Genomic DNA, 21406 nt, shown 5'->3' with positions numbered 1-21406 from the left:
TGCCCGGTCACGGGGTCGCGAGGAGCGCCGCCACCGCGTGGGCCGTGGCGGGGTGTTTCGTCGTCAGGGACGACGAGGGAAGCGCCGGGACCGCGGGCGCCCAGGGATCGGCGGCGCCCAGGAGGTCCGCCACGGCGTCGCAGGTGGCGCGGTGGGTGAACAGGAGCACCGCGCCCGACGGGGCCGTCGCGCCCGTCGTCGGTCCGTCCGCAGGGGCCCATCCGTCCGTGCAGCCCAGGAGGTCCGCGACCGCGTCGCAGGTCTCCGGGTGGAGGGGCAGCAGCGCCGCGCCGCGCGGCGCGGGCGCGGCCAGCGGCGCCCGGGGCGCCGGCTGTGCGTGCCACGGGGGGACCCAGGCGTCCAGGGCCGCCAGCCGGGCCGGGAAGATCCGGCCCGCCTCGCGGACGATCAGCGGGGCCAGCTCGGCGGCCTGGGACCGCAGCGTGGTGATGAGGGTGGGCAGCCACGGCAGCAGGACGGGGTCGGGGAGCCGTCCGAAGGCGTTCGACACGGCCTCCACGACGATGTCCGCGAGTCCCGGGACCGGCTCCAGGGCGTGCACGAAGCCGCTGAGGTAGCGGGGGTACGAGGGCACCACCAGGGGGTTGCCGAGGAGTTCGTCGCAGCGGCCGCGCAGTTCGCCCCGGGACAGCGTGCCGAGCTGGACCCGGGCGGCCCACAGCAGGGCCGTCTTGGCCGGGTCGTTCGGGTGCGACTGCGCGACCGCGAGCTCCAGCTGGGTCCGGTCGCAGCCCAGCGAGAGCGCCAGGCTCTCCATGCTGAACAGGAAGCCCAGCATCGCCGCCACCTGCCCCACGGTCGCCTCCTCGTCCCGGAAGGCCGTCGGCAGCAGAGTGCAGTAGTGCGCGTACCCGGCTCTGACGAAGGACTCGATCCACGGCGGGAGGACCGGTTCGCTGGTGCGGTAGTACGCCAGGAGACCGCGCACCCGGCGCAGTACCGCCGGGGCGCCGTCCACCGTGCGCTCACCGGCGAGGACTTCCAGAGCCCTGGTGCCGAGCTCGTCCGGGAGGCGTCGGCCGCCGAGGTGGAGCGTCGCGTCCTCGACGGCCGCGAGGACCTCGGCCGTGGTGGCCTGCGGTCCGTACGCCGCGCGGCGCAGCCGCTGCTCCAGCACCTGCTCCAGGCTCACGCCCTCGTACCCGAGCTCGATGAGCGCACGCTGGTGGGTGCCGAGCGAGAGGTCCCAGGACTCCTGGATCGACCGCTCGCCGAGCCGCCGCTCCCCCATCACCGTGCGGGCCGCGCCCGGCGGCAGCAGACGGCGCAGCATCCACAGGACGTCCGAGCAGGCGCGCAGCTCCGGCCGGGACGCCATGTCGAGCAGGGCCCGGCGCACGCCTCGCTGCTGGAGGTTCAGCTCCAGGGGCGCCAACCGGTCGTGCACGTCACGGGCGAGGGGCGGCAGCGCGGCGTAGCCGACCTGGCCGATCCGGTCGCCGCCCATCATGATCTCGACGAGCCGTCGCACGTCCCGCCGGCCGGGGACGGTGTCCTTCTCGATGCAGGTGACCGCCGCGTCCTGGAAGTCGTACGGCGTCGGTTTGGCCCGGTCCCGCATGGCGGCGAGCAGGATCGACGTCTCGAAGACGGCGATGGCGTCGGCGGTGGAGGCCAGGTAGCCGCTGCGGCGGGCGGCGCGCACGATGTCCACGGACCAGCCGAGCAGTTCGGCCTCGTCGAGGGTGTGGAGGACGGGCGGCTGCCGGAGGAAGCCGGTGAGCCGGTCCTCGGCCGGACCTGAGACGGGCCCTGAGGCCGGACCGGGGACAGGACCTGAGGCCGGACCGGGGACGGGACCTGAGGCCGGACCGGGGACGGGACCGGTCGTGGGGTCGGACGCGGGTGCGGGCGGGAGCGTGGCCGTCGGGGTCTTCGCCGCCGTCTTCTTCGCGCTCGGCTTCCTCGTGCCGGACTGGCCCTCCAGGCGGTACTGCTTCACCCGGGTGCGCTTGAGGTTCTTCGCCCATTCCGTCGCGGCGATCGACACCGACCCGGACGCGAGGCCGAACTGCGCCTCGATCGCCGCGTGGCTGGAGGGGATCAGCCCGTACTGCCAGGTCGTGGCGGTCCGGGGGGAGATGGCGAAGTCGCCCGTGCCGTGCACGCCGAACTCGTCGACGCGGCTGGCCGCGTGGAAGGCGCCGCACACGTACAGGCAGTCCGCCGGGTCGGTGCCGGTCGCGGTGAGGTGCTCGCGCATGCGGGTCCACATGTAGCGCTCGCGGTCCTCGTCGACCCGTACCCGCTCGCCCCGGCCCGGGGCGAGTCGCCGGAACAGGCTGCCGATGAGGAACATGACCTGGCGGTAGGTGTCGTGGTCGCTGTCGCCGAGGGGGACCTCGACGTACTGGTGCCACCACTCCGACCAGTGCCGCACCTTGCCGTGCCGCAGCAGGTGCTCCTCCAGTTCAGCGAAGCGCGGACGCAGGTCGCCGATCTCGACGCCGACGGCCTCGCCGTGGAGGGCCGCCTCGGGCTCCGTCCCGGCCGCGGCCACGGTCTCGGCCCCGGTCTCGGCGGCGCCCGACCCGCCGTCGGCAGGCTGCCGGGTGTCCCACTGGAAGACATGGTCGGAGGAGCGGTCGACGAGGACGAGCTCCACGCCGGGGGTGTCGAGGGCGTACGCGATGGCCTGGTACTCGGCGGAGGCCTCCGTGATCGGGGCGACGACCGAGAGCGGGGCCCAGTCGGGCGGGAAGCCGTCGATCTCGCTCGCGAAGGCCTGCACGGCGACGGGCAGCCGGCAGTTGCGGAGCTCGGTGAGGAGCGGGGCCATGTCCTCGCACAGCTCCAGGTACACGACCTTGGGCTGCTTCTCGCGCAGCCGGCGGGCCATGGCGAGGGCCGAGGCCGGTGAGTGGTGGCAGACGGGGAAGATCTCCAACGGCTCGGCGACGGCCCGGTCGACGTCGTCGACCATGCCGAGCAGGATGCCTTCCAGAGCGTCCTGACCTCCGGCGAACTCGGCCGCCGCTTCGTGGAGTTGCCCGCGCAGGGCGGCGAAGGAGGCGCTTGTCGGCTTCTCCGGGGTGGTGCTCATGCCAGCTTCGCGATCGCCTCGCGGCCGCCCTCGAGGAACTCGGGCCAGGAGCCGCCCTGCTCCTTGCCGCGCGGCTCGACGACGCCGTGCAGGTACTTGTTGAGGATGGCCAGGTCCTCGGGCTCGCGGCGGGCGAGCGTACCGACCAGGGAGGAGGCGAGGGCGCGGGCCGTGAGGGTGCGCTCGCCGAAGAAGTCGCTGTGCAGGACCGCGTCCTCCAGGACGCCGATCTGCTCGGCGGTGGACAGGGCGGACTCCAGCTTCTCGTCGTCGCTCCCGGCGGCGGCGGAGGAGGCGCGGAGGTCGGCGAAGCTCTGGAGGAGGACGTCGAGGAGGGTCGGCGGCACGTCCAGCTCGATCGAGTGCCGCCGCAGGAGTTCCTCGGTGCGGAAGCGGACGATCTCGGCTTCGCTCTTCTTGTTGGTGACGACCGGGATGCGGACGAAGTTGAACCGGCGCTTGAGCGCGGAGGAAAGGTCGTTGACCCCGCGGTCGCGGCTGTTGGCGGTGGCGATGACCGAGAACCCCGGCTGGGCGAAGACGATGTTCTCACCGCCGGCGCTGTCGAGTTCGGGGACCGAGATGTACTTCTCGGAGAGGATCGAGATGAGTGCGTCCTGGACGTCGCTGGTGGAGCGGGTGAGCTCCTCGAAGCGGCCGATGGTGCCGGTCTCCATCGCGGTCATGATCGGCGAGGGGATCATCGACTCGCGGGACTGGCCCTTGGCGATGACCATCGAGACGTTCCACGAGTACTTGATGTGGTCCTCGGTGGTGCCAGCGGTGCCCTGGACGACCTGGGTGGAGTTGCGGCTGATCGCTGCGGAGAGGAGCTCCGCGAGCCAGCTCTTGCCGGTGCCGGGGTCTCCGATCAGGAGCAGACCGCGATCGGAGGCGAGGGTGACGATGGAGCGCTCGACGAAGCTGCGGTCGCCGAACCACTTCTGCGTCACCTCCCGGTCCAGGCCGTCGGCCCGCTCGGAGCCGAGGATGAAGAGGCGGACCATCTTCGGGGAGAGACGCCACGAGAACGGCTTGGGGTTGTCGTCGATCGACTCGAGCCAGTCGAGTTCCTCGGCGTACTTGATCTCGGCGGGGGCGCGGAGCAGGTCGGACATGCGAGGGCCTTTCTGGGCGGCTCAGGTGAGGAAGGTCTTGAGTTCGTGCACGAGCTTGTCGATGTGGCCGGAGACCACCGGGGTGCCGAGCGCCTTGAACCGCTCCCGGAACCAGGGGTTGACCTCCTGCCGTCCCGAGCTGGTCACCGAGCCGACGGGGATGAACCGCACGCCGGACCGGTGGACCGCCTCGATGCCCTCGAAGAGGGGCTGTGAGCGGTCGAACTCGTAGAAGTCGGAGATCCACACCATGACGGTGTTCTTCGGCTCGGCGATCTTCGGTCGGGCCATGGCCATCGCCACGGGCCCGTCGTTGCCGCCGCCGAGGTTGGTGCGCAGGAGCACGTCGAACGGGTCGTGCACCCAGGGGGTGAGGTCGATCGCGCGGGTGTCGTACGCGATGAGGTGGACGTCCACCTTCGGCAGTCCGGCGAAGATCGAGGCGAGGATGGTGCAGTTGACCATCGAGTCGACCATGGAGCCGGACTGGTCCACGACGACCACGAGCCGCTGCGGTGTGGTCCGGCGAACGGTGTGCCGGTAGTAGAGGCGGTCGACGTAGAGCCGCTCCTCCTCCGGGCTCCAGTTGGTGAGGTTCTTCCAGATGGTGCGGTCGAGGTCGAGGTTGCGGAAGACCCGCTTGGGCGGGACCGAGCGGTCCAGCTCCCCGACGGTGGCCTTCTCCACCTGGGTGCGGAGCACCTGTGCGACCTCGTCGACGTAGCGCCTGATGAGGGACTTGGCGTTGGCGAGGGCGATCCCGGAGAGGTTTCCCTTGTCGCGCAGGAGCTGCTCGATCAGGGACATGCTGGGGGTGAGCCGGGCGGCGAGGGCGGGATCGGCCAGCACTTCGCGCAGGTGCATCCGGCGGACGAGGTCGGCCTCGACGGTGCCGAGTTCGAGCCCCGCGCCGCCGCCGGCGGCGACGGCCCCGGCTCCCCGGCCGCCGCGCAGCCCGCCGGGCGGGCAGCCGAGCGAACGCTCGAGCCAGCCGGCGTCCGACTGCCAGCGCGCCAGCTGCCCGGCGGAGACCGTTCCCGATCCGGTGGAGAAGACGTTGAGCAGCAGCTTCGACGCCAGTGCGGCGCGGCGCACCTCGGCCGCCCGGTCGCGGGCGCCGTCCGGCTCGGGCTCCGGGGTCATCAACCCGTCGAACTCGTCGGCCAGTTCCGGATGGCGCTGGACGACGGAGTCGACGGACGCGCCGGGGTCGAGCAGCGCGGACGGCAGGCCGATGTCCTCGACGACGGCGAGGCTGGCCGCCTCCAGGGCGGCCTGCTCCTCGGGGTCGAAGAGCCGAGCGAGGAGCCGCCAGTAGAGGACCTGCCGACGGTTGTCGTCGGGGTCGGGGTCGGGGGCGGGGGCGGCCGGCGGAAGGTCGGCGGGCGGGAGGCCGACCGGGCTGAGGTCGACCGGGCCGGGGGCGGCCGGCGGGAGGCCAGGGGACGGGAGGTCGGGGGACGGGAGGCCGGTCGGCGGGAGGCCGGGGGACGGGAGGCCGGTCGGCGGGAGGCCGGGGGAAGAGGTGTCGGCGTCGGTCATGCGCGCAGCAGCTTCCCGGCTCGTTCGCGCAGTACGGCGACGGAGTCCGTGGCCGCCTTCTCCGCCCTGACACCCGCCTTGTCGGTGGTGCCTCCGGCCCACGCGCCCGCGTGGGCGGCGACGGCCTTCTTCCGGACGGTCGTCTCGACGGCCAGCGGCTGGAGGACGAACTCCCCCGCGTCCCACCGGAGCAGCCCGAGGCACGCACCGGACGCGGCGACCGCCTCCGGGGTGAGCGGACCGGCGGTCGGGATGCGGTCGGTGTCGACGGCCAGCCGGTGCCCGGCGAGCGCGAACACCGGCCGGCCGGCTCCCTCATCCTCGACGTCGGCCTCCACCGTGTACCCCTCCAGGAGGACGGGGACGGCGATCCGCGCCGGGTGGCGGTCCAGCGGCGCGGTCGCCGGGTCGGTGGCGGTGGCGAGGACGACCCGGGCCGTGCCGAACGGGTCGGCCGGCTCTCCCGTACGCGCCCGCTCGTCGTCCCAGACGAGGTCGCCCTCGTCCGTGACCGGCATGCCGTCGAGCTCCATGGCACGGCACTCCCCCACGGCGGCGAGCAACGACATCCGCGGTCGGAGCAGCTGCCACAGACCCGCGCCCACGACCGTGTCCGGCTTGGGCGCGGAGACCGCCGCCCGGACCAGACGCGGCTCCGTTCCGTCGGCGGGTTCGAACACCGCGTGGACCTGGGCCTGTACGGCGGTCGCGTGTTCCTGTACGTCCACGCCGAGCGGCAGCAGACGGCCGGTGGCGGTGGAGAGGGCCGGGGTCCGGGTGGCGCCCGGCAGGGTCAGGAGCAGGGCGCGTGTCCAGAGGTCGGCCCAGCGGCGGAGCGGGACGCGGTCCAGGGTGGCCCCGGGGCAGGAGGCCGCGAGTTCTGCGGCGAAGCCGTCGAGGAGGGTGGCCTGTCGGCGCAGCCGCAGGTCCGGCAGCATCGCGGAGACGACGGGCGCGGCGCCGCTGACCAGATCGTGGTCGATGCCCTGCCAGCCCGCTCGGGCGAGGTCGCACAGCCACGCGCGTGCGGCGGCCAGCACGTGGGCACCGGGCTCGTCCGCCGTGGTGTCAGCCGTGTTCCCTTCGACGCGCGGCCGGCCGGTGATGTCGGCGACGCGTTCGGTCAGGGCGTCGTGGACGGAGCCCATGAGGGCGGTGCGGGCGGCGGCGAGCGCCACGAGGTGGTCCTCGCCCGCGGCACCGGCGGCGGCCTTGTCGGCGGCCTCGGCGACCTGCGCGGCCAGTGGCGTTCCCGCGACGGCGGTGGCGAGTGCCGCGAGTCCCGCGGCCTGGTCGGGCTGCGGGCGGAGCAGCCCGGAGACGAGGGCCCGGTCGAAGGCGTCGACGGCTGACAGTGCCTCGTCGAGCCCGTCGACGGGGTCGGTGAACAGGTCCGTGCGCATCAGGCGACCGTCCTCGTCGGCGGGAACCACTGCATCTCGGGCAGCGGCGCGGTGCTCGTCTCCAGTTCCAGATAGGCGAGGTGCCGCAGGAAGCGGCTGAACACCGGCGCCGCGGCCGAGGTGTCGCCCTGCGCGGGCCGCGTGGCCGTCATCAGCGCGACGAGCGTGTGCGCGTCGGTCCCGGTGCCCGACGCGTCGCCCGTGTCGGCCTTCAGGTAGCGGGCGACGCGCTCGGCGCCGTACTGCAGGACGGCCTCGCCGACGAGTGCCCGGATGTGGTTGCAGAAGCCGCCCCGAGCGCCGCCGCAGGGGCGGTTGTTGTTCGTGCTGCAGGCGAAGGCGTACGTCCCGGTCGCGATCGAGGACACGTACACGCGTCCTGCGTCGGACCCGCTGGACACGACTCCCTGCAACCGTCCGTCGGCCAGTTCGACGAACGGCACCTTGGCGAGTTTCCGCGGTCGCGCGGGCGGTACCACCCGCGCCGTGCTCGACAGCTCCCAGACCGGCAACGTACCTCTCCCATGCACGTCAAAGGGGATGTTCTCGCCGTCGCGGCGGAACAGGAACGAACCTATCCCCGGCCACTGACAACGCCTTCGGGCCGTGGGAACGGCTACACCACCGAGGCCGCCCTGGCCTGCCCGGCCTTCGGCTTCGAGGTCCGGATCCCGCGGTGCGCCCCCACCGCACCGGGCCGCCGCAGACGACCGACCGGTCGGACCCGGTCTCGCGGCCACGTCCTGCGCCCCGATGCCGTCCTCCGGTGGGGCGTCATCGGCATCTGGACGAGGATGGCCGCATGGTGAAGGGTGTCGTGGTCGATGCGGTGAACGCCGTGCTGGCGAATCTGTGCCGTGAGTTCCGGGAACTGAACAGCGGGCACCTCGCCACGTACATTCCGCCTCTGACCCAGACGGATCCCGCGGACTTCGGCATCGCGCTGGCGAGTGCGTCGGGGCATCGCTACCAGGCGGGCGAGGCGGACAGGCTCTTCACCATCCAGTCGGTGTCCAAGCCGTTCGTCCTCGCGCTCGCGCTGAGTGAACTCGGCGCGGCCGAGGTCTTCCGCCGCGTGGGGGCCGAGCCGAGCGGTGAGCCGTTCAACGCGATCAGTCTGGATCCGGAGACGGGCAGGCCGGCGAACCCCATGATCAACGCAGGGGCCATCGCGACCACCGCCCTGGTGCCGGCCGCAAGCGCGGAGCAGCGGTTCTCGCGCATCCGGGAGACGCTGAGCGGCTTCGCCGGGCGGCCCCTGGACGTCGACGAGGAGGTCTACCGCGCCGAGGCCGCCACAGGTGACCGGAACATCGCCCTCGCGCACCTGATGCGCGCGGCGGGCTCCCTCACGGGTGACCCGTCGGAAGCGCTCGACGTCTACTTCCGGCAGTGCGCGATCCGGGTCCATGCCGTCGACCTGGCGGTGATGGCCGCGACGCTCGCGAACGGCGGGGTCAATCCCGTCACCGGCGCGAGGGTCGTTCCGGAGCCGGTGACCGTGCAGGTCCTGGCCGTCATGGCGACATGCGGGATGTACGACGGCTCGGGCGACTGGCTGCTCCGCGTGGGGCTGCCGGCGAAGAGCGGTGTCTCAGGGGGCTTGGTGGCCGTGAGCCCGGGGCGGTCCGGAATGGGGTGCTACAGCCCCCTGCTCGACGCGGCTGGGAACCCCGTGCGCGCGGTCGCCGCGCTGACCGTGCTGTCGCGGGAACTCGGGCTCCATCTGATGCACAACCCTCCGCCCGGCACCCCGACGGTCATCGACCCCGGGCCGGGCGACGGACCCGCCGGGGCCGCGTGGTACCGGGCCGGGGGCGAAGAGGTGCCGGGTGATCTGCCCACGTGGGTCGCCGCGCAGGGAGAGCTCGACTTCACGGCCGCCGAACGGCTGGCCTACGCCCTGGCGGAGCGCCTGCCCGAAGCCGGCCACGGACGCGCTGTCATCGACCTCGTGCAGGTGACCGCCGTCGACGCGGCCGCGGAGACCCTGATCCGCGCGGTCCTGGAACGCGTCACGGCCAGGGGCCACCTCGTGGGCCTCGTGGGCGAGGCCGCGACGCCCTTCAGCCCCCAAGGAGTCACGCTCGCCTCGCGGTCCGCCGCCGCCACCTGGGCACGGCTGCCCTCGTGAACGGCGGCCTCGGAGGCGACGAGGCCGCCGTGGCCGGTCACGCCATCAGGCCGCGCCGGTCAGGCCGCGCCGTGCTTCCGGAAGGAGGTGGAGTCCGTGGCCAGGGCCCAGATCACGATGATCGAGATGGCCATCGAGAAGAGTGCCCACCAGGGGTGGTAGGGCAGGAAGAGGAACTGGGCGACCGTGTTCAGGACGGCGAGTGTGATGCCGCCCATCCGTCCCCACTCGGAGCCCATGAGGATTCCGGCGCCGGCGAGGCCGACGAGGACGCCGAGGACGATGTGGGTCCAGCCCCAGCTGGTCAGGTTCAACTCGTAGACGTAGTTCCCCACGCGGGCGTAGACGTCGTCCTTGGCGACGGCGGCGATGCCCTGGAGGACGTCCAGGATTCCGATGACCACCATGAGGACACCGGCGAACAGGGTTCCCCCTGCGGCGCCTCTGGTGCCTGCGTCGGCGCTGGGCGGGCGGGGTGCGGTGTTCTGGCTCATGGGGTCATCGTCCGGCCGTCGCTCCCGGAACGATCGTTCAACTACTCCGAACGAGTGAACGGGGTGGGGTGCGCGACGCCGGCGCGCGCGTACGGCGGCCCCCGGCGAGGGAACGCCTGCCGGGCCCTCGCGGTTGCGCGAGGGCCCGGCGGGCCGGTCGGCGGCGCGGTGGCGGAACCGTCAGTCGATGGTCCACCGCTGGAGCGACGTACCGGTGTCGGGCTGCTGGGTGACGAGGGCTCCGTCGGCGGCGGATGCGGTGGTCAGGAGCAGCCCGCTCGCCGCGGAGGCGACCGTGTAGGTGCCGGCGCTCTGGCGGACGATGTTCCAGCGCTGGTTGGCGCCCTTGGTGCAGGTCCACTGGATGACGCGTACACCGGCGGCGGTCGATCCGCCCTCGACGTCGGCGCACAGCCCGGACTCGCTGTTCTTGAGCTCGTAGCTCCCGTCGGTCTGCTGGGTGAGGTTCCACTTCTGGTTGAGGCCGCCGGTCGGCGACCAGGTGATGAGCCGGGTGCCGGCGGTGGTGCCGTGGTCGGGGTTGTCGAGCGCCTTGCCGGCGGCGGTGAGGGTGTGGACGCCGTCGAGGGAGGCGGTCACGGCCCAGGTGAACGTGGTCGTGCCGGTGGCGCTGCCGGAGGACGCGGTGACGGTGACCGTGGACGTGCCCGCCCCCGTGGGGGTGCCGGTGATCAGTCCGCCGGCGCTGATGCTCAGACCGGCCGGAAGGCCGGTGGCGGTGAAGGTCAGCGGCTTGCCGGCGGAGTCGACGGCTTCCATCTGGAGGGAGACGGGCTTGTTCAGGGTGGTCGCCCGGTCGCCCGGATGGGTGACGGTCACCGTCTCGGGGACCTGAGTGGTCGCGGTCAGTGTGAGGGCCTGCTCACCCGCCGTCTGGGTGCCGCCGACCGCGTTGCCCGTGGTGTTGCTCCAGCTGCGGGTGGGCGTGGTCTCGGCGAGACGGCCGGTGTCGGCGGAGAGCCCGATGACGAGGCCGCTGTACCGGTTGACGATCTTGTACGTGCCGGTGGCGGTGCCGTCGGTGGGCGAGGTGCCCCGGATGACGAACCACTGCTGTCCGACGGTGGGACCCTCGGTCGGGGCGGCCGTGACGGTGGGCTTGGTGCCCCAGGCCCGCGTGACGGTGGAGGTGGTGCTCACGCCGAGGAGCCGGCCGGACGCGGAGTTGGCGATGCGGTACGAGCCGTCCCCGTTCGGGGTGAAGGTCCACGACTCGAGTGCGGAACCGGTGGCGGCGGCGAGCGAGGTGGTGGCCGAACCGCCGGAGACCTGGGCGAGGACACGTCCACCGGAGTTGGAGATGCGGTACGCCTTGGTCGTGTCGACGGGGGCTGCGGGCTCCGTGGTGCCGATCGTCAGGTTGACGTACTCGCTGCTGGTGCCGTTGGAACAGCCGAAGGAGCAGTACGAGCGGAAGTTCTTGCCGACGATCCCGGAGCCGGTCTTGTTGCCGCTGTCGAGGAACCAGCGGTACCAGGACGCGTTCTTGTAGCTGCCGGTGTCACCGAGCCGGAACCACCTCTGGGTGGCCAGGTTGTCGGTGGCGTAGATCTCCTGGGAGGCGTTGCCGCTCTGGTCGACCGCCTGGGGCTGGCCGATGTACAGGCCGAGATGGGCGTTGTACGTGATGTCCATGACGAACAGCGGGGACGTCGGGGGCGTCAGACCGGCGGCCACCTGCTGGCTCACGGTGCCGCTGCTGGCCGGGTCGTACTCCTTCGACGGCGGGGTGTAGCCCGTGGTGCTGCCGGAGCCGACCGGGACCATGGTGCTCTCGCGGCCTCCGACGCCGGGCTCGGTCCAGGCGCCGTCGTACCACTTCTGCCAGGAGCCGGGCGCCATCTTCGACGCGATCGGGGCCCGGGCGACGTGCCCGTAGAACGCGGCCCAGCCACCCCCCTTGTTCACGATCCGGGAACCGTAGAAGGCGTAGAAGTAGCCGGAGGCCGTGTCGACGAACAGACGCTGGTCACCGGTGCCGTAGTGGTAGGTCTGCTGCGGGAAGGCGGTGGTGTCGCCGCGCTTGGTGCTGTAGTGCGAGGTGATGACGTGGTCCTTGATGGTCCACGTACGTCCCTGGTCCTTGGAGACGGCGTAGTCGATGCCGTCGTAGTGGATGCCGTCGCCGAAGGGCTGCGGGGTGAACTCGTTGTGCACGAGTCCATACCAGTCACCGGTGTCCGGGTCGACCCAGACTCCGGCGAGGTCGCAGTAGTTGCGGTGCGCGTACGAGCCGGTGGACGGCGCCTGGGTGGACTCCACGCCCGTCGGGCTGTTGTTGCAGCGCCAGGTGGTGTCGTTGTTGCGGTCGTTGGAGTTGGCCGGGTTGACCGCGTCGCTGATGGCGGCGGACCGGGTGGCGGTGTCGAAGTTCGTTCCGGTGGAGAAGGTCCACTTGCGGGGGTCGCTCGCGCCGTACAGCGCATGCGCCTGCTGGTAGTAGAACGTGCCGTCCTTGTCGATGTACGTGCCGGCGGGGGTGTCGTCGGGGTGGGTCCACGAACCCTTGGCGCCGACGGTGACGGTGTACGTGGCGGCGCTGGGTGCCGCGTCCGCTGCGGCCGCCGCCGACGCCATCGGCGTCGCCAGCGTGCTGCCGCCGGTGACGACCAGCGCGGCGGCGACGAGCGCCGCGGCCAGTCTGCTACGAGGAGTGCGCATGGTTCTCCCTGATCGGAGGAGCCGCGAGGGGGAGGGCTCCTTGACTGGGTGGGGTGGGGGTGAGGGCGGGGGTGGGGAGAGGGATGCGGTGGGTGCACGACATCCCGGCCGAGCGGCACTCAGACTGCTCGCACCTGCGTCATCGCTCATAGGGACGAATCACCGCGGGACTTGGACTTTCCGTCGGGACGCCCGGACTCGGGCGGAGAGTGGCGGGCGTCGATGTCGGCGGTGCACAACGATGCGCGGGCGGGGACACTCTGGCGAGGAAGCTCGGAGGCGCGCAGCGGGGCTCGTACGGCTGCCGGTCCGCTAGGCAGGCTGATGCCGGCCTGCCGCTCACGGCCCACCGCACCCAGGGAGATCCGCACGGGCCCACCCGCACCCGCGGCCGCCGCCCGCGCACCGTACTGTCCCCGCCGCCGTCCTCGTCCCTGCTCGGCGACGCAGCGGTCGCACACCTCGCCGTTGGCCGTGTGGCCACCCGGCACGGGGGTGCTGCCCCTTGTCGCCCTCTCGACCGGGTGCTCCGCTTTCCGATGCCAAGGCCCCGCGTCGTATGGAACATTCGGCGTCCCGCATTTCGCAGGTGTGTGAGAACGAGAGCGGGGCACACGGTGTTCCGGAGGTAATAATCATGGTTCCCCTGCTTCTCGTTCTTCTGCTGATCCTGCTTCTCTTCGGTGCCGGCTTCGCGCTGAAGATTCTCTGGTGGATCGCGATCGCCCTGCTCGTCGTCTGGCTGATCGGATTCGTCGCCCGCCCCAAGTCCGGTAGTGGCCGGTGGTATCGGTGGTAGCGGGTCCGTCCGACCGGCCCGCGCCGGCATCCCGTACGGATGAGGCGAATGGGAGACCGGAAGCCGGGTAGGCGGAATTCCGGCAAGACGTGGTCAAGACGTGAAGTGCGCCGCGGACGGCGTACGGAAAGTGGAGACGGCAGGCGATTCCCTTGCCGTTCTCCCTTTATCGGAGGAGTTGTTTTCACATGACTGAGCATGCGTGGAGTTTCAGGTCGACCTCGGGCCACCTGGCCGGCGCCGATCTCACCGGCTACAAGGTGGAGGCGACCGACGGGAGCATCGGGAAGGTCGACAAGCACTCCGACGAGGTCGGTGACGCCTACCTCGTCGTGGACACCGGCGTGTGGATCTTCGGGAAGGAGGTCCTCCTGCCGGCGAGCACGGTGACCCGGGTGGATCCGGAGGACCGGAAGATCTTCGTCGACCTCACCAAGGAACAGATCAAGGACTCCCCCGAGTTCCACCGTGAGAAGCACCTCGGCGACGCGGGGTACCGCGAGGAGCTGGGCACCTACTACGGCTTCCCGCCGTTCGGCGGCCGCCCGCTCTGATCCTCGGACTGGCAGGGGTGTGGGGGCCCCACAACACCCGGTTGGGGCCCCCACCCCCCCCCAAAGTACCGGGCCCCCCCCCCCCAGCGTGGGGGGGGGCCCCCCCCCTCTTACCCCGGCCGGGGCGGGGGTGGGGGCCCCCACCCCCCCGTGTGGGGCCCCCACACCCCTGCCATGAGTCCGGTCCCCACCCGTCAGAGCGTGGCGGGGAACCGCTCCCAGGCGCGGTGTCCGGCCAGGGCCTTCGTGATCTGTCGGAGGACCGCACCGGGGGCAGAGAGGGACCGACTCCGGCCACCGACCGGTCAGCACCGCACCGCAGCAGGACCGCTTCGCGCCTCCAGCCCCCACCATCGAGAGCACACCGACTACCCGCCGACCACTTCCTCGCCTTCACCACCAGCGCCTGCGTCAGGTCGGCCTCGCAGCCGATTCTCGGAGGTCCGAACAAGTCAGGAGGGGACGCGTGGTGCCTTGTCCCGAAGGTGCGAGTGCGCCGTAGCAGTAGAGGCGAGCCACCAGCGAGGATGCCTCTCATGACCGCAGAACAGAACGTGGTTCCTCTCCGCTCGACGCACGCGGCACCCGTGGTGTTCGGGGCGGGAGCGGCCATCGGCGTCCTGGGCGGGATGATCGGCCTGGGCGGCGCGGAGTTCCGACTGCCGCTGTTGATCAGCCTCTTCGGATTCGCTGCCCTCTCCGCGGTCATCCTGAACAAGGCGATGAGCTTGGTCGTCGTCCTGGTCGCATTGCCCGCGCGGCTGGCCGCTGTCCCGGCCGCAGAGGTCGCCGTCCGCTGGCCCGTCGCGGTCAACCTGTTGGCCGGGAGCCTCCTCGGCGCCTGGGCCGGAGCGAGCTGGGCTGTCCGCATGCGGTCGGTCACCCTCTACAAGGTGCTGGCCGCGCTCATGGTCCTCATGGCAGCCGCCTTGGTGCTCACGCACACCACCACGCTGGACACGCCGGCGCTGCCGCTCTGGGCCCAGATCCCTTCCGGCGTCGTGGCCGGGTTCGGCATCGGTGTGGTCGCAGCGATCATGGGTGTCGCCGGCGGTGAGCTGCTGATCCCGACGATCGTGCTGCTCTTCGGCGAGGACATCAAGATTGCCGGCAGCCTGTCCCTGCTCGTCTCTCTGCCGACCATGATGGTGGCCTTCGCCCGCTACAGCCGCGACGGCAGCTTCGCCGTCCTGGGCGCCAACCTACGCTTCACCGCGGTCATGGCCGTAGGTTCCACGGCCGGCGCGGTACTGGGCGGACTGCTCCTTGGCGTGTTCCCGGACCTGGTCCTCATCCCCGCGCTGGCCGTGATCCTGCTCGTGTCCGCGGCCAAGCTCGCCCGACACGCATGAGCGTCCGGGTGCGGCCTCCGGGACCGCCGGAGCGCCAGGGTCGCCGTCCAGCGGCTGGCAGGGCGTCCCGCCGGCCTGTCGTCAAACGGTCGTTTGACGACAGGCCGCAGGGCGTTCCTATGGGGTGACGATCGGGAAGCCGGGGTCGGGCTGGGTGACGTAGGAGAAGAGGCGGGTCAGCAGGGCGGGGTCGCCTTCGGTGGTGATGCCTTCGAGTCCCTTACCCGCGAGGACAGCGAGGAGTTGCGGCTTGGTGAGGGTGAGGGTGAGGCCGGCGGGGGTGCGGGGCGCGCCTGAGAGGGGGCGGTGGGTGAGGGCGCCGTTGTGGAGGGTGAGGCGGTGGCGGGCGTCCTCGTCGGTGAGGACGAGGTCGAGGGTGAGGTCCTCGTGCCAGGCGCGCGGGCCGTCGATGCGGACGGCGAGGGAGTCGAGGAGCATGCCGGTGGTCAGCGCCATGACCATCTCGGGGTTGGCGGCGTCGAGCAGGGCGGCGTTCTCGCCGTGGCGCAGTTCCATGGCGGAGGTGAGGTAGAAGTTGCGCCAGGGGCCGTTCTCGGCGCCGTGGCCGAGCCGGTCGTAGACCCCCGCGAGGGTCTCCTTGGCCTCGGCGTCGCCGGGGTCGGCGAAGACGAGGTGGTTGAGGAGGGTGGCGGCGAAGCGGAGGTCGCCCTGCTCGATGTAGTCGCGCGCCTTGGCGAGGGCCTGGTCGGGGCCGCCGGCCAGGTCGACGTACCGCTTGGCGAGTTCGACGGGCGGGTGCTCCCACAGGGTGGCGACGTTGCCGTTGAACCAGCCGAGGTAGCGCTGGTAGATCGCCTTGACGTTGTGGCTGAGAGAGCCGTAGTAGCCGCGGGTGTGCCAGGAGTTCTCCAGGGCGGGCGGGAGCTGGATCTCCTCGGCGATCTCCGGTCCTGTCAGGCCGCTGTTGAGCAGGCGCAGGGTCTGGTCGTGCATGTACGCGTAGAGGTCGCGCTGCTCGGAGAGGAAGCGTACGACGTTGTCGTGGCCCCAGGTGGGCCAGTGGTGGGAGGCGAAGGCGACGTCGTACTGCCCGTCGAAGAGGTCGATGGCCTCGTCGAGGTAGCGGGACCAGATGCGGGAGTCCCGGACGACGGCGCCGCGCAGGGTCAGGATGTTGTGCATGTTGTGGGTGGCGTTCTCCGCCAGGCACAGGGCGCGGTGGTCGGGGAAGAGGAAGTTCATCTCCGACGGGGCCTCGGTGCCGGGGGTGAGCTGGAAGACGATGCGGACGCCGTCGACCGTCTCCTCCTGGCCGGTCTCCGTGATGTCCACGGTGGGCGGGATGAGCGTGATGGTGCCGGTGGAGGTGGTCATGCCGAGGCCGGCGCCGATCTGGCCGTCGGGCGCCTTGGGCAGCCGGTCGCCGTACATGAAGACCGCGCGGCGGGTCATGGCGTTGCCGGCGTAGACGTTCTCGCTGACCGCGTGCTCCAGGAACCCGACGGGCGCGAGGATCGGCACGCCCTCCTCGGTGCCGCGCGGCAGTACGCCGCGGGCGCCGCCGAAGTGGTCGCCGTGCGAGTGGGTGTAGATCAGGGCGGTGACCGGCCGGTCACCGCGGTGCTCGCGGTAGAGGGCGAGCGCGGCGGCGGCGGTCTCGGCGGAGATGAGCGGGTCGATGACGACCACACCGCGCTCGCCCTCGACGAGCGTCATGTTCGACAGGTCGAGGCCCCGGACCTGGTAGATCCCCTCGGTGACCTCGTACAGGCCCTGTTTCGAGGCGAGCTGCGCCTGGCGCCACAGGCTCGGGTTCGCCGTCTCGGGGCACTCGCCCTTGAGGAAGTCGTAGGCGTCGTTGTCCCACACCACACGTCCGTCGGCCGACTCGACCACGCCGGGGACCAACGCACCGATGAAACCGCGGTCGGCGTTCTCGAAGTCGGTGGTGTCCTCGAAGGGCAGGGCGCTCATCTCATGCTCCGTTCAGTGGTCGACAGGCTCCGCGCTCCGGTCGGCAACGGGGCGTCCGCCTGCCCGACCCCGACCACCTGGTAGCGGTCCCACCGCTACATCTGACCATTTGGCGCATTCACTCGCATATCGACAGATGCTCGCGAGGCCCGATCACCGCTGCTCGCCTGATGCGTCGTAGGGCCGACCGCGCACGGCCCGCTGTCTGACATGCCGCGAGGCGGCGGGGCGCCTGGGGCGCCGGCAGGAAGGTGAGGGCGTTCGCGAGGGTCGCGGCCTGGTAGGCGCCCTGGTGGTCGAAGGCCGCGACTCCGGCACCGAGGGCGGCTCCCGCGCCGATGCCGGCGTTGTTGACGGCGCGCGGCAGACCGAGGGCGGGGGTGCGGGTGGCGGCCGGCAGGCTGTGCGCGTGGTGACCCCCGCCGCCGTCAGCCGGCACCTGTCCCGCCCTCGCCGCGGCCCGCCTCGTCGACCGCATCCGGCACGGCCGCCACGTCCGCTACCGGCGCAGCCCCCTCGGTGCCGCGCTCTGCCACGGCCAGACCGACCCCGCGGCCGGTTCCTGATCCAGGGACGGCGGCCCGGCGTCACTCCCCCGCCGAGGCCCTGTCTTCGATCCAGGCGCGGGCGGTGGCCATTGCCCGGTCGAGCGGGTCGAGGAGGGCGCCGCCCGCGGGGACGATCCCGTCGGGGCCGAGGTCCCGGTCGAGGCCGGCCGCCTCGAAGGCGTGGACGAGACCGGGTTCGGCGCCCGCGAGGATCAGCCTGCCGCCCTGTCGGTCGAGGTCGTGCGCGTGGCGGCGCAGGACCTTGGCCATGGAGGAGGAGGGGACGTCGGGGACACCGCGCATGACGAGGATCAGGACCGCGTTCCGGGCGTGGTCGGTGCGCGGGAGCATCGTCTCGATGCGGGGCAGTTCGGCGAAGAGGCCGACGCCGTCGTAGTAGAGGACGGTGACCTCGCCGGGCGGCAGGGCCTGGGGGACGTCGCCGGGGTGCCAGTGCCCGGTGTCGTCGGCGGTGAGGGCGACGAGGCGGGAGCGGCGGGCGGCCTGGACGCAGTACAGCAGCAGGGACAGGACGGCGCCGATGACGATCGCCTGCTGGAGGGGGAGCTGGGTGGTGGCGAGGAAGGTCAGCACCATCGCGGCGGACGACAGCGGGGACGTGCGCAGGACGAGGAGGATGTCGTGGCGCTTGCCCCAGATCAGCTCGCCGCCGACGACCAGGATCAGGCCGCCGATCACCGGCATGGGGATGTGCTCGGCGAGCGGGGCGCAGACGAGGACGATCAGCGCGAGCAGCACGCCGGAGAGGACGCCTGCCCAGCGGGTGCGCGCACCGGCCGAGACGGCGACGCCCGTACGGGACAGGGAGCCGCCGGAGGGCAGCGACTGGAAGAGTCCGCCGGCGAGGTTGGCGAGGCCCTGGGCGGTGAAGTCGCCGTTCACGGAGGACTTGGAGCCGTCGGGGTTGGGCACGGACGGCCCGATGCTCGCCGCCTGCGCGAGGCCGACGAGCGCGACCGCGACCGCGCCGCCGAGGAGCGCGGGCACCGCGGACAGGTCGGGTGCGGAGAAGCCCGGCAGTGCGGCGGGGATGTGGGCGATCCCGCCGACGAGCTCGACGTCGGTGCCGAGCACGGCGACGGCCGCGGACGCGACGACCATGGCCACGAGCAGGGCGACCGGTTCCAGGCGCCGTACGAGCCGGGTCAGCGCCCATACGGCGATCGTGGCGGCGGCCACGAGGGTCGCGGCGAGCTGCCAGGCGCCTATGTGGGCGAGCCAGTCCACGAGCTGGTGGAGACGGTTGTGGCCCTGGGGCTTGTAGCCGGTGGCGTCCTTCAGGACACCGGTGATGATCTGGAGCGCGATGCCGGTGGAGAAGCCGGTCATGACGGCGTGGGAGACGAAGCTCATGACCACGCCCAGCCTCAGCACGCCCATCAGCAGCATCACCATGCCCGCCATGAGGGTCAGGGTGGCGACGTTCCCGGCGTCCTTCGGGTCGAGGCCGGCGTCCGAGAGGACGCTCTGCGAGGTCAGCGCGAGTGCGCTCGTCAGGGTCGTGACCATGAGGACGGTACGGGAGGTCAGCGAGCCCACGATCGCCGGAACCACGCCCGCGTAGAGTCCCGCGACCGGGTTGAAGCCGGCGATCGCCGCGTACGCCATGCCTTCCGGGATCGAGAAGAGTCCCGTCACCAGCCCGGAACCCACGTCCGCGGGCTGCGGGCGGCCGAGGCGGCGCCGGAGTCGGCGGACGGGAACGCGCACCTTCAGCCCGCCAGACCGCTCACCGCGTCGCCGATGTACTTGGCGCCGAGGACGATCAGGACCGTGGTCATGATGGCGGCGTTGTGGGCGGCCATCCATTCCTTCCACTCGCCGAGCACCTTCACCGACTTCTCGCCGCCCAGGAGATAGACGCCGAGCGGCAGCAGGGTGCACAGGGAGGCGATCAGCACCATCAGGACGGCGGCGACCGTCTTGCCACCGGCCGAGGCAGTGCTGGCGGCGATGGAGACGGCGCCGCCGACCGCCAGGACCAGGTTCTTGGGATTGGCGACGGCAAGCGCGGCGGCGAGTCCGGCCGACTTGGCCGGGGTGAAGCTGTCGATCGCCTTCATCCAGCCCGGCGGATCGGCCGCTCGGCCCTCCCGGGGCCGGTCCTTCCACTGCTTGACGCCCATGAGCAGGAACAGCACGCCGAGGCCCAGTTTCAGCCACAGCGTCCAGGAGGCCGGTCCGTCGTCGCCGCCCGACGCGTCGCCGCCGGAGCCTGCGAGGACGACCACGGTGACGAGCGCCGCGAGCGAGACCACCCAGCCCGCCGTGAAGGCGAGGCCGTTGCCCCGGCCCTTCGGGGTGGCCAGCATGAGGATCACGGCGATCAGCGGCAGGGGGCTGATGGCGATGCCCACCGCGGAGGCGAGCATCCCTCCGATGGCGTCTCCCATCGCTACCTCACTTCCTCGCGGTGAGGGACGGAATCCCGTAGGTGCCGTCGAGGACGGACGGGCCGGGCGTGTAGAGGCGGATCATGGGGCGGAAGTCGCCGGCGGGGGCGGGCAGCCAGTTCGCCGCCTCGGCCGGGTCCTCGGGGCGCTCGCGCTGGATGAAGACAGTGAGGGAGCCGTCCTCGTCGTACACGAGGCCGGGGGTGCGGTCGCCGAGCGAGTAGCGGCCGGCCGGGTTGTCGACGAGGTAGTAGTCGGGGGTGTCGTACATGGTCACCGACCAGAACGACTCGACGGGCGGAGGCTGTTCGAAGCGCAGGGTGTAGGACCGGCTTCCGTTCAGCTGCTTGCCGTCGGCGTCGGTGAAGGTGTGCGCGTACACCGCTTCGTAGCCGTGGTTGCCCCACAGCGCGGAGCGCGCCGCGCCGGCCCGGACGAGGTAGGACGCCTCCCGGTCGGCGATCCGCCACTGCGGGGTGTCCAGCGTTCCGACGCCGAAGTGGTCGAGGTTGTAGTCGAACAGGTGCGGGTTCATCACCCAGGCCCCCGGCGGACGGTCCCCTTCGGCGGGCGGATTCGCCGCTGCCTCGACGCGCGTCCTGCCGGTCGCGAGTCCCTCGGTGAGGGCCTTGACGAGGGCGGGTTCGGCATTCACGTACGGCGAGGGTCCCTCTTCGAGGAGCCCCAGCGGCTGGAAGCGTTCCTGGTGGTCCTGATCGGGGCCGGCGGGCGGGAAGTCCGCCATCCACACACGCAGCTGCTCGTAGAAGCGCAGCTCTTCGGGCACGTCGGGATCGGGCGCCGGCAGGCCGGTCCGGTGGGTCGCCTTGCCGAGCGGGGTGAGCGTGAGCTGTTGCTGGAGGGCGCGCACGCGGGGCATGTCCTCGGGGCCGTCACAGGCGTTGCGGCCGACGATGGAGATCACCGTGGTCGGGGCCTCGATCACCCCGCGCACCCCGTCGGGAGCGGTGCCGGACCAACCAGGCGGAGTGAGGAGCCAGTCGCCTTCCTCCGTCCCGGTGGCGCGCTTCCCGAGGTACGCGAAGTTGTTGCTCCACACGTCCACGAACTGGAGGACGTAGTAGGCGCCGGCGGTGTCCGGGGCGTGGAGGAGGACCGGGCCGCCGGAGAGGTCGACCTGGGCGATCGAGTAGACGGTGTCGTTGTTGACGGAGACGAAGTGGGCGTCCGGGGTGGCCAGTTTCGTGGAGTGGCCGAACCGGTTGAAGGGGGTGGGAGGCAGCGAGCCGAAGCCCTTGTGCGTGAAGGCGGAGATCATCGATACGTCGAAGACGAGGGGGTAGCCGTAGACGTACGCGTCCGCGGCCAAGTCGGCCAGGCTGTCGGTCGGGTGGGGCACGACGGGG

At 71.8% G+C, this 21406-nt stretch carries 16 protein-coding genes; 4 read left to right on the top strand and 12 right to left on the bottom strand.

The genetic code is table 11. From position 1 onward, the window contains the following. Positions 1-7: 7 nt before the first annotated feature. The 5 genes from ACIP84_RS14175 to ACIP84_RS14155 are packed head-to-tail and all read right to left on the bottom strand — an operon-like array spanning position 8 to position 7639. On the bottom strand, positions 8-3064 hold the full coding sequence (locus tag ACIP84_RS14175; protein ID WP_401798023.1) for a hypothetical protein: 3057 nt from the start codon (positions 3062-3064) through the stop codon (positions 8-10). Continuing rightward, positions 3061-4182, bottom strand: a complete 1122-nt coding sequence (locus tag ACIP84_RS14170) for an AAA family ATPase (RefSeq protein ID WP_355967997.1) — start codon at positions 4180-4182, stop codon at positions 3061-3063. The genes ACIP84_RS14175 and ACIP84_RS14170 overlap by 4 nt, the downstream gene beginning before the upstream one ends. Before the next feature lie 21 nt (positions 4183-4203). Continuing rightward, on the bottom strand, positions 4204-5724 hold the full coding sequence (locus ACIP84_RS14165; protein ID WP_401798022.1) for a VWA domain-containing protein: 1521 nt from the start codon (positions 5722-5724) through the stop codon (positions 4204-4206). Next, entirely contained in the window at positions 5721-7127 is a 1407-nt protein-coding gene (locus ACIP84_RS14160) for a hypothetical protein (RefSeq protein WP_401798021.1), read from the bottom strand. Before ACIP84_RS14160 ends, ACIP84_RS14165 begins: the two co-directional genes overlap by 4 nt. Further along, complete coding sequence (locus tag ACIP84_RS14155) at positions 7127-7639, bottom strand: hypothetical protein (RefSeq protein WP_401798020.1); 513 nt, start codon at positions 7637-7639, stop codon at positions 7127-7129. The genes ACIP84_RS14160 and ACIP84_RS14155 overlap by 1 nt, the downstream gene beginning before the upstream one ends. Before the next feature lie 290 nt (positions 7640-7929). On the opposite strand from ACIP84_RS14155, the gene glsA reads away from it, so the two are divergent. Further along, positions 7930-9261, top strand: coding sequence for a glutaminase A (gene glsA / locus ACIP84_RS14150; RefSeq protein ID WP_401798019.1), 1332 nt, complete (start codon positions 7930-7932; stop codon positions 9259-9261). A 59-nt stretch (positions 9262-9320) separates the two neighbouring features. On the opposite strand, the gene ACIP84_RS14145 is transcribed toward glsA, so the two are convergent. Together ACIP84_RS14145 and ACIP84_RS14140 are read right to left on the bottom strand one after the other, a co-directional pair. Continuing rightward, the gene (locus ACIP84_RS14145) at positions 9321-9755 is read right to left on the bottom strand and encodes a hypothetical protein (RefSeq protein ID WP_401798018.1); all 435 of its coding nucleotides are present in this window, start codon (positions 9753-9755) and stop codon (positions 9321-9323) included. Positions 9756-9935: 180 nt separating this feature from the next. Beyond that, positions 9936-12437, bottom strand: a complete 2502-nt coding sequence (locus tag ACIP84_RS14140) for an RICIN domain-containing protein (protein ID WP_401798017.1) — start codon at positions 12435-12437, stop codon at positions 9936-9938. Positions 12438-13074: 637 nt separating this feature from the next. Between ACIP84_RS14140 and ACIP84_RS14135 the strand changes: the two genes are divergently transcribed. The 3 genes from ACIP84_RS14135 to ACIP84_RS14125 all read left to right on the top strand — a co-directional run bounded on the left by ACIP84_RS14135 (position 13075) and on the right by ACIP84_RS14125 (position 15142). After that, entirely contained in the window at positions 13075-13236 is a 162-nt protein-coding gene (locus tag ACIP84_RS14135) for a hydrophobic protein (RefSeq protein ID WP_355967979.1), read from the top strand. Positions 13237-13424: 188 nt separating this feature from the next. Next, on the top strand, positions 13425-13790 hold the full coding sequence (locus tag ACIP84_RS14130; RefSeq protein WP_401798016.1) for a PRC-barrel domain-containing protein: 366 nt from the start codon (positions 13425-13427) through the stop codon (positions 13788-13790). A 536-nt stretch (positions 13791-14326) separates the two neighbouring features. After that, positions 14327-15142: a sulfite exporter TauE/SafE family protein gene (locus tag ACIP84_RS14125; RefSeq protein WP_401798015.1), complete on the top strand. Its 816-nt coding sequence runs from the start codon at positions 14327-14329 to the stop codon at positions 15140-15142. Positions 15143-15259: 117 nt separating this feature from the next. Here the strand turns inward: ACIP84_RS14125 and ACIP84_RS14120 are convergent, their stop codons facing one another. The 5 genes from ACIP84_RS14120 to ACIP84_RS14100 all read right to left on the bottom strand — a co-directional run bounded on the left by ACIP84_RS14120 (position 15260) and on the right by ACIP84_RS14100 (position 21399). Continuing rightward, on the bottom strand, positions 15260-17077 hold the full coding sequence (locus tag ACIP84_RS14120) for an alkyl/aryl-sulfatase (RefSeq protein ID WP_401798014.1): 1818 nt from the start codon (positions 17075-17077) through the stop codon (positions 15260-15262). A gap of 118 nt (positions 17078-17195) precedes the next feature. After that, the gene (locus ACIP84_RS14115) at positions 17196-17516 is read right to left on the bottom strand and encodes a hypothetical protein (RefSeq protein ID WP_401798013.1); all 321 of its coding nucleotides are present in this window, start codon (positions 17514-17516) and stop codon (positions 17196-17198) included. 148 nt (positions 17517-17664) lie between these two features. Further along, positions 17665-19299, bottom strand: coding sequence for a SulP family inorganic anion transporter (locus ACIP84_RS14110; RefSeq protein WP_401798012.1), 1635 nt, complete (start codon positions 19297-19299; stop codon positions 17665-17667). A gap of 59 nt (positions 19300-19358) precedes the next feature. After that, complete coding sequence (locus ACIP84_RS14105; RefSeq protein WP_401798011.1) at positions 19359-20039, bottom strand: GAP family protein; 681 nt, start codon at positions 20037-20039, stop codon at positions 19359-19361. A gap of 7 nt (positions 20040-20046) precedes the next feature. Beyond that, the gene (locus tag ACIP84_RS14100; RefSeq protein WP_401798010.1) at positions 20047-21399 is read right to left on the bottom strand and encodes a DUF1254 domain-containing protein; all 1353 of its coding nucleotides are present in this window, start codon (positions 21397-21399) and stop codon (positions 20047-20049) included. Positions 21400-21406 lie beyond the last annotated feature (7 nt).

The sequence above is a fragment of the Streptomyces sp. NPDC088707 genome, from assembly GCF_044752725.1.
In the GTDB taxonomy this organism is placed as follows: Bacteria; Actinomycetota; Actinomycetes; order Streptomycetales; family Streptomycetaceae; genus Streptomyces.
Note: the sequence above shows the minus strand (reverse complement) of the source record. Positions and strands in the feature narration are given on the sequence as shown.